The sequence below is a fragment of the Mailhella massiliensis genome (assembly GCF_020741395.1).
GTDB lineage: Bacteria > Desulfobacterota > Desulfovibrionia > Desulfovibrionales > Desulfovibrionaceae > Mailhella > Mailhella massiliensis_A.
This window is the reverse complement of record NZ_DYZA01000045.1, coordinates 1-8,634: the sequence shown is the minus strand read 5'-3', so window position 1 is coordinate 8,634 and position 8,634 is coordinate 1. Positions and strand designations below refer to the sequence as shown.

5 protein-coding genes are annotated in these 8,634 nt (G+C 59.6%); all 5 read right to left on the bottom strand.

Annotated elements, in window-relative coordinates:
- Positions 1 to 188: 188 nt before the first annotated feature.
- Complete coding sequence (locus tag K8W16_RS02540; protein WP_077071749.1) at positions 189 to 662, bottom strand: universal stress protein; 474 nt, start codon at positions 660 to 662, stop codon at positions 189 to 191.
- A 255-nt stretch (positions 663 to 917) separates the two neighbouring features.
- Positions 918 to 4,118, bottom strand: a complete 3,201-nt coding sequence (locus K8W16_RS02535; RefSeq protein WP_304120880.1) for a hypothetical protein — start codon at positions 4,116 to 4,118, stop codon at positions 918 to 920.
- A 45-nt stretch (positions 4,119 to 4,163) separates the two neighbouring features.
- Complete coding sequence (locus tag K8W16_RS02530; protein ID WP_304120878.1) at positions 4,164 to 4,991, bottom strand: tetratricopeptide repeat protein; 828 nt, start codon at positions 4,989 to 4,991, stop codon at positions 4,164 to 4,166.
- 24 nt (positions 4,992 to 5,015) lie between these two features.
- On the bottom strand, positions 5,016 to 7,919 hold the full coding sequence (locus K8W16_RS02525; protein WP_304120876.1) for an insulinase family protein: 2,904 nt from the start codon (positions 7,917 to 7,919) through the stop codon (positions 5,016 to 5,018).
- Between the two features lie 98 nt (positions 7,920 to 8,017).
- Positions 8,018 to 8,392 (bottom strand): hypothetical protein, encoded by a 375-nt coding sequence (locus K8W16_RS02520; RefSeq protein ID WP_304120875.1) that lies wholly within the window; start codon positions 8,390 to 8,392, stop codon positions 8,018 to 8,020.
- Positions 8,393 to 8,634 lie beyond the last annotated feature (242 nt).

Below are 8,634 nucleotides of genomic sequence, written 5' to 3'. Positions count from 1 at the left end.
GGCGATTTCAGCAATGCTGAGACCGGGTTCATAAGACTCAAAAGACGCCACCTCGGGGCGAACATCGTTGAAAGACGTGAAGGGGAGAGTCATGGGCACACCTTGAAAAAAGGAGAAAATAATAAAAGGGCTTTCCTCCCCCGGACAATGCCGCAAAAGGAAAGCCCTGTTCCTATTCAGAAGAAGTGTTAATCCTTATAAATCGCGCCGCCCGTGTAGTTGTCGGAAGGACGAATGGTAAGGACGGGGAGATGGGAGTTCTTGACGACCCGCTCAGCCACGGAACCGAAAAGGATACGATCGATACCCTTGCGGCCATGGGTGCCCATGACGATAAGGTCGGCCTCTTCCTTGGCCGCAATTTCAAGAATTTCTTCGGCAGCGTAGCCCACCACGACTTCAGCCTTGGTTTCCACGCCTTCAAAGTTCTCGGAGACAAACTGGGCCATGGCCTTTTCCGCACCGGAGACAATTTCACCCACAAAGCTGTCAATGGTATTCGGCGGGACATGGAACCCCGTATACTGCGTCAGCGTAGGGGCCGCATAGACAGCCACGATGCTGGCGTTCATAGCTTTGGCCAGCATGCAGGCGTATTCTGCCACAGTCTTGCTGTGTTCGGAAAGGTCCAACGCGCATATAATCTTCTGCAGCTTGGGCATATTGCCTCCTCTGTTTCTTTGTTCGGGGCAGGATGCCTCCTAAACATGGCTCCATCATAAAAGCTTTCCTGCAAAGTTGCAAGTATTCCCGCAGACAAAAAAACTCCCTGCACTCAAGGGCGGATTACTAATGAACGATATTATGTTCAAAGTGTCGGACCTGTCGGAAAAAAAAGACTTTTCTTCCCTGCAACCGGACACCATGTCCGTTCCTTGAATTTGTCAGGCTGTTTTATGTTGAAGACAAGTCCCTTTTCAGCATGACAACCTTGCCGCTTCCGCGCGCATTTCCTCCACAATCTGTGCAGCGGCCTCAACATCGCCCTCTTCCCAGGCAGCCCTGAAGCAACGCGCCATATCGGCAAGCGTGTGCATGCCGTATCTGTCCGCAATGGCGGAAAGCTCCCGCGAACCGCCCCGTATGGCCTGCACGTCTCCCTGTATCAGAGCCTCGGAAATATGGTTCAGCCTCTCCACAATCCTCTCCGAAGGTGTTTCCATATCTTCAGGGGAATCTTCCGGCTCCGACACTTCGGCGGGAACATCCTTGTCGGGGAAACGCTCGGGCGGGAACTCTTCGGCCTGCGCGTGGATGAGGGAGGAATCAAGTTCTATAAGTTCCTCCACCTCCCCTTCGGCCGGAGTCTCCGGCTGTTCCGAGGCAGGGGCGAGGTCGGCCTCAGTCAGTTCCTGGATACCGCTCTCCTCCACCAGCACATCTTCAGCCAGAAGCTCCACGACCTCGGCATCCTTCTCTTCACGGACAAGACGCGAGGGAATGACTTCACAGCCTTCAGGTTCTCCCTCCTGCGCCCTTTCCTGGGACGAAGCCGAGGGGTAGGTGCGGAACAGAGAGGAAAGCCAGCCCCCGCTTTTCTTTTCCTGAGGAGACTTCTGCTCTTCCGGGGAAAGAACTTTAGGCTGCCCGCCCTCAGCTCCCAAAGAAGCTCCTTCCTCAGTATGTCCGGCGAAAGACTGTCCTTCTCCTCCTGCTTCGGGGGCGGATTCCGCCTCTCTCCGCGTTTCCCCTTTAAGCACTGCCTTGCGCTGCATGCGGGCGTTGCCGGAATGCGCTCCTGCCAGAACAGCGGCCAGGGTGATGCGCTGTGTACTCAGCACAGGCCGCTCCGGCGTCGGTGCAATCAGCCACCTTGCCATGGCGCGCAGATCCTTCCGTACCACGGGCTGGATGAGGGCCTCGTCGCAACCGGCCTTCGCTATACGCTCCGCCTGCATATCGTCGCGGGCAAGCAGCAGGAAGGGAGCGGCGGGCAGGGACTGCTCACCTTCAAACATGCGTATGGCCGCAAGGGCCTGTACCATATCCTCTTCACCCAGGTTCCCGTCGAAAAGCACCAGAGCGGCAGGGGAGACGGCATAGAGAGAGGCCGCCTCTTCCGCGTCGCGGGCCTCCCACAGGCAGAAGCCCATGTCGTCCAGATAGTGGGCGTACATCTGGCGGCTCAGGCCGTCGGGAGAAGCAAGAATCACAAGTTGAGCCTCAGAACGGGACATTTCCGTTCCTTCCTGTACGGGCACGGATTTTTCCGTCACGCCGTCAGACTCCATGGCCGCACATTCCATGCTGAAGGTAAGTTCCAGCCCCTGGGGCGTAGCGTCGATGAACAAATCGCCCCCGTGGGCAGAAGCCAGCTCCCAGGCCCTCGCAATGAGCATGCTCTGCCTGCCCCGGGGAGGAAGCTCTTCACCGTTATCGGCCACCGTGAACTGCAGATGCCCGGGATGCGTACTTGCACCGGAACGCCGTACATGCAGGCTCACAGCCCCATGCGAGGAAGCGCGCACGGCATCGGCCAGCAAAAGGGAAAGCAACGCCGTCAGGCGGGAGACATCCCCCCGGAACTTCTGCCCCAGCTGGGGAGCCACATACCAGGCAAGGCCGAGCCCCTTCTTTTCCGCCTCCTCAAACACCGAGGCGAAAGCCTTCTGTATGACTTGACGCAGCTCGAATACCTGGAGTGATGCCTCTGGAAGAGTCGCGCCCGCAGGCAGGTCAAGCGCGCTTTCGGAAAGCTTCCTGGCTGCAGCCACCATGCCGTCGGCATGGGTCATGATATCCACCTTTTCCCTGTCCAAGCCGGCTCTCGTCAGAGCCTGATCAAGGCGGCATGCCTCGTCGAAAAGTTCCTCCACCGTGCCCCGGAAGGCACGGCGCAGAGCGGCAAGGCTGTTCTCCTTATAGGTGTTGGCCCGGATCTCGACGGGGCGACGCTCCGGTATCTCCATCTCCAACGTCTGAGCACCCGCCGGGCCTTCCTTATGCGGCGCGGCCGAAGAGAGAAAAAGCAGACCTACAGCCTGCCCGACGGACACAGCCACTCCCCACCACGGATTTTCCAGCCCGTGAAGAAGGCCCCACAGGGAAACGGCAGCTGCACCTCCCATGGAAAGACAGGCAAAAAAGAACGGAGCGGCACCCTGCACTCCGCGAAGGGCGAGCAGAAGCGCAGGCACAAGGTAAAGGACGGCCGCCAGCGGCCATAGGGAAAGGAGCCTTGCCGTCCACGCCATGCCGGGCAGAAGCGGTACTATGGCAGCACATGCCCCGGGAAGGGCGAAAAGAAGATAGAGCAAATCCACAGAAGGGGAGGAAAGCCGCGTGCGCATGAGCACCCGTCCCGCATGGGGCAGCATGAAAAGCGCCACACCCGCCGCGAACATTCCGGAAAAGGAAGCCGCACCCATACTGCCCGCCGGTGTGGAAGGAATCCCCCACATCCCCTGAACCACGGCAGCGAAGGCGAGAACCGCCGTCCAGAAACGGCCCTCCCCGCGTTCCGTCAGGCTGAGAAGCAGGCAGAGCGTTCCGAGAAGGGCAAGAAACGCCAGGGAAAGAACATGGGAGAGCCTTTCCGGCGAATGCATGATCTCCGGCAGGGAGCAAAGCGCGGGGCTGAACCACAGACCCGGAAGGCCATCCATTCGGACAAGCACCTGCCCGTGTCTGCCCGCGGGCGCAAGTTCATACACACCGGCCGTTTCCGCCCGGGCGCTCTGCCAGTTCCTGCCGTCGGACGAAAGCCACACGGACACGCCTGAAGGCGTCTGTGTGCCGAGATCCAGCCAGAGCGTATGGGGAGCGGTATCCTTCACGTCGGAAAGGTCGAGGTGCAGCCACAGCGTACCCGTTTCCCGGGACAGAGGACCTATGTCATAGGCTGTGAAGCCGTCAAGCTTTCCGGCGGCCTCCTCCACGCTGAAAGCCCCTTTCTCGTCCAGCATCTGGGAAAAGAGGGAAAGTACAGGCAGACGCGAGGCCGTGGAGCGCTTCTCCATCGGCGGGGGAGGAGCGGGTTGTACATCCGCTCTTATGAGCACTTCCTCCGGCAAGGCCACGGAAGGAGCAGGCTCGGCAACAAGCACGGCCGCCCCTTCTTCAGGAGCGGCATGAAGGGGCAGGGGCAGGCACAGAAACGCCAGAAGCGCCGCTGTCATGCGAACTGAGGAAAAAGAAAACGGAAACATGACCATCCCGTATGATTACTGCTTGATGCGGTCGCGGACAGGTTTGCCTGCGGGGTCGGTGGCTTCGGGATAAAGCTCCAGCACGCGCTTCCACAGAGGAAGCGCCTCCGAAGCGCGGCCCATGTTCTCCAGAAGCCACGCGCGGTGCACGAGCGCAGGGGCAAAGGAGTCATCGAGCTTCAAAGCTTCCGCATAGGAACGAAGCGCCGTTTCCTGCCTGTCGTGAGCCTCCAGTTGAAGAGCGGCATTTGCCAAAAGCGCGGGCATTACCCGCTTCAGCGGTTCTCCGCTGGACAAGGTGAAGTTGGGTTCTTTCTCCAGCACGGACTGCCAGAAAGCCACGGCCTCTTCCGGCTTCTCCAGATCGAGTATCAGCGTCACGCCCTTGTTGAAAACGGCGTTCTTGTGGCCAGGGCTATCACGCAGGGCCTGATCATAGCATTCCACGGCGCGCAGCGCTTCACCTTTCATACGGTACATGGAGCCCATGTCCGTCCGCACGTCGGCATTTCCGGGCTCGAGGCTCAACGAAGCCTGATAGGCCTCTATGGCGCCTTCAGGATCTCCCGCGTCGAAGCAGGCATTGCCGAGTTTCGTCCAGCGCCCGGCATTGCCCGGTTCGGCCATGGCTTCTTCCCTGAGGTGGCGTATATGTTCATCCTCCGCCGAAATGCTCCCGGCGGTGACTACCGGCGGGGCCGCAGCCGGAGCATGGTCGGCCTTTCCCGCAGCCCTGTGCTCCGCCACCATGCCTCCGCCGACAAATCCGGCGGCAAAGGAGACAATGCACAGAATAATTGCGGAGCTCGTCAGCATGATGCCGCGTTTTTTTTCACTGTTCATGGCATACTCCCGGCACGTTCCGAGTTACAGGACCCGCGTTTTCGTCCAGCCTTCCGCGTCGGCCACGGCCTCGGCGTCGCTTCCGCCGAGTACACAGGGCACGGCGGTCTCCAGCGCCCGGGCTAGACAGGGTGCGAAGTCATGGAAATCGGCAAGGCGGGTGGAAAGAATTTCCTCACGGATGCGCTGACGCTCTTCTTCCGACTCTCCCGCCATCCAGCGGGAGAATGCGGCCGAGCCCTTTGCGCCGGGCAGCATGTAGGCATCCACGTCGCCTATGGCGCCCACCACCGCGCGGGTAATATCCGCCTCGGAAAGGGAAAGGTTGCCGAGGTAGTCCGCCGTCTCCCTATACACCCTGAGGGTGTTTTCCACATTGGGATCGCGGTAGGAAGCAAAGGTAAACGCTCCCGTGGCGCGGCCGTAGCGGGCAAAGCAGCCGTAGGCCCCGCCCTGCACGCGCACGCGGTCCCACAGGTAGCCCATGCGCAGATGGCGCAGGATCACCGCCTGAGAGCCGCTGTAGATGTAGCCCGTCCCGTTCAGGGAAAGGCCGAGGCCCACATAGTTCACCTGAGCCGGTATGCTCAGAAGTTCCGCCCCGGGAAGGGGCGAAAGCTCGACAGGGCTGGACTGTGCGGGGCGGGAAGGCAGGGAGAGGGCCAGCTTCTCCAGCACGCCGCGTGCCTCGGCCAGAAGAGCGCCGTCCGCCGTCAGGTCGAGCTTCACCGCATCCCTGCGCACGATAACGCCGTGCAATTCCGCAAGGTCGGCGCGCACACCTTCCCAGTCCTGCTCCAGACGGCGTATGAGCTCGCGCACATACATGAGGGCGCTCACCCCGTTCATTTCCTCGGAAATGCGGCCCACGGCCGAAAGCCTGCCGTTCAGGCGCGTATTCACCAGAATATGCCCGGAAGGCACGGCGGCCTGCTCCATGCGTGCCTTTTCCTCAAGGGCCATCTGCATGAAGCGTTCACGGTTGTCGAAATCGGGTTCGGAAAGAATTTCCTCCATAAGAGAAGTCATGCGGCCCACCTTGTCCGCCGTGCATTTGCCGGACACGGACAGGAAGGAAACCACGGCCGCATCGGAAAAACGCGGCAATACCACGGCCCCGGCGCCCAGGCTGCCGGTATGGGCGGAAATCTCAAAGCCGAGATCCACATAATTACGGCGCTTCGTGCCGAGTTCCGTCAGCGCGCGGGCGTAAAGGGGAACCAGCGGCAGAAGGCGGGCAGGCACGGCTCCAAGATCAAAGGCAAGGCGCGCGTATAAAATACCCGTAGTGTCCAAAGGATGCGTCACCACGTCGAGCCCGTCGCTTTTTTCCACCTCGCAGGGAATATGGGCGTTTTTCTCCGGCAGGTCTTTCTTGCCGAGGCTGGGCACGGTATTCAGCGCTTCCTCGGAATCGGGTTTCTGCTGCGCAGCGCGAAGGGCCGCCGTGATTTCCACCACTTCGGCGCGTTCCTTTTCATCCATCCCCCTGCGCAGGGCATCGATCTTTGCATCCTCGACGGCCTGCCGGGCCGCGGCGAGGGATGCGTCCGGCGTAAGCAGTACGGTGACGCGGTGCGTATTGTCGAGGAACCAGCGGCGTATGGCGTCTTCAAACACCTTCTCCCCCCCGGCAAGACGCTCCTTGATGGAGGCAAGGGGCTTTTCCCAGGCAAGCGGGGCGAAGGGGTCGCCGTCATACAGCCAGTCCGAGAGGCTGCGGAACATGGCAGCAAGGCCGCGTGGGAAGGAACCGGTATTGTTTTCCCGCAGCATGAACTCCAGAGAATTGAGAGCCGCTTCCACGGCCGGGGCGGGCACGCCTTCGTCCGCCAGCTCCGCCAAGGTCTCCATCATGAGCCGTTCCACCTGGGGGCCGTCCTTCGCGTCTATGGAGCGCAGCCCCATGGAAAAATAGGCCTGGCGCAGGTCGCCCTCAAGGCCGCAGCCGGAAATGTCCTCACCAAGTCCGGAATCCATGAGCGCCTTACGCAAGGGAGATCCGGGAAGCGCGGAAATGATGTGCTCAAGCATATTCAGCACAAACATTTCCTCAGTTTCCTTAGATTCGCACAAAAGCCAGTTCACGGCCACATGGGCCTTGTCGGCCTCCTCACCGTCGGATGCGGCATAGGGGATTTCCAGAAAACGCGGAAGGGGAAGACGCTCCTGAAGCGGCACTTCAGAAGAGACCTCGCGCCGCGCATAGGGCGCGATCACCTCTGCGATGCGGGCAAGGCGCGCCTCTTCCGGGTCGTCCCCCCAAAAGAAGAAACGCGCGTTGGACGGATGGTAATAGTTCGCGTGGAACTCACGGAAGGCCTCGAAAGTAAGGCTCGGGATCACGGCCGGGTCGCCGCCGGAATCAAGGCTGTAGAGCATGTCGGGGAACACGGCATGCTGGCACTCTTCCATGAGCACGGAATCAGGCGAGGAATATACGCCCTTCATCTCGTTGAACACCACGCCCTTGAACTGCCACGGTGCGTCGGGGCCGTCGGCCTCAATGTGCCAGCCTTCCTGCCTGAGCACGTTCTCATCAATGCGGGGATGGAACACCGCATCGAGATACACGTCGATAAGATTGTAAAAATCCTGAAGATTACAGCTTGCGACAGGATAGCAGGTCTTGTCGGGAAAGGTGAGCGCGTTCAGGAAGGTCTGAAGGGAGCTTTTGAGAAGCTCCACAAAGGGTTCCTTCACCGGATATCTGTCGGAGCCGCAGAGCACGGAATGTTCAAGAATATGGGCCACGCCCGTGGAATCTCTGGGAGGGGTGCGGAAGCTCACGCCGAAGGACTTGTTCTCATCGTCGTTGCAGACGGAAAGAAGTTCGGCCCCGGTGGCATCATGTTTCCAGAGGCGGACGACGCCGCCCGCTTCGTGCATGTCCTCTTCCCTGACAAGGGTAAAACCATGGCTGTTCATGCGTTTTCCTTATATGTGCTTTTCTCAAGTTCAAAATGAAAACGGCGGCCCGTCGCAAGGTCGCCGCAAGGCCCTTGCGGGCAGGCACAGGTCCAATATCAGCAGTTGGCGGCGCGCAGGATTTCTTCCGCCTGTTCCAGAGCCGCGCCATCTTCCGTTCCGCAGAGCGAGCGTACGGCAAGAAGCAGAAGGTCAAGGGGAATCTCCATGGAATAGCGCCCGTTATAGATCACGCAGCGCTCTCCGTGGACAGAGATGCGATAGGCGCGGGAGAGGCTCCGGCCTTCGCCGCCCTTCTGAATGGCATACACCTGTTCGTTCTGATCGGTAACATAAAGCTTCTGGTGAGTAAGCACGCCGCTGTATTCATCATACCACACGGCCTCGGAAAAAAGACGGCCATAAAAGATGAGGCTGGCCCCATTTTCCAGATGCAATGTGACTTTTTCCATTTCATTCATCGCGACGGCCATGATATCTCCCTTTCCAGCAACATAAAACGGGCGCGGGCCCTTCTTGTCCTCCATAGCATCCCCCGCTGGAAAGTGTCAATGTTGATATTGGTAACCTATGAAAATATATTATGTTTAATTTTATGAACGTCTTTTACTCACCCAAAGACGCTCTTCTGCTTCTTTCAAAAGAGCAACATCCCCCAACTCCCGGATCGCCTTGCCTTCCCCTCTTCGTAACCGTATACAGAAGGGCAGTTCCC

What these genes read in the sequence shown, in the direction of transcription:
- K8W16_RS02540 (WP_077071749.1), bottom strand. Translation starts at nt 662, where the DNA reads ATGCCCAAGCTGCAGAAGATTATATGCGCGTTGGACCTTTCCGAACAC.
- K8W16_RS02535 (WP_304120880.1), bottom strand. Translation starts at nt 4,118, where the DNA reads ATGACAGCGGCGCTTCTGGCGTTTCTGTGCCTGCCCCTGCCCCTTCAT.
- K8W16_RS02530 (WP_304120878.1), bottom strand. Translation starts at nt 4,991, where the DNA reads ATGAACAGTGAAAAAAAACGCGGCATCATGCTGACGAGCTCCGCAATT.
- K8W16_RS02525 (WP_304120876.1), bottom strand. Translation starts at nt 7,919, where the DNA reads ATGAACAGCCATGGTTTTACCCTTGTCAGGGAAGAGGACATGCACGAA.
- K8W16_RS02520 (WP_304120875.1), bottom strand. Translation starts at nt 8,392, where the DNA reads ATGGCCGTCGCGATGAATGAAATGGAAAAAGTCACATTGCATCTGGAA.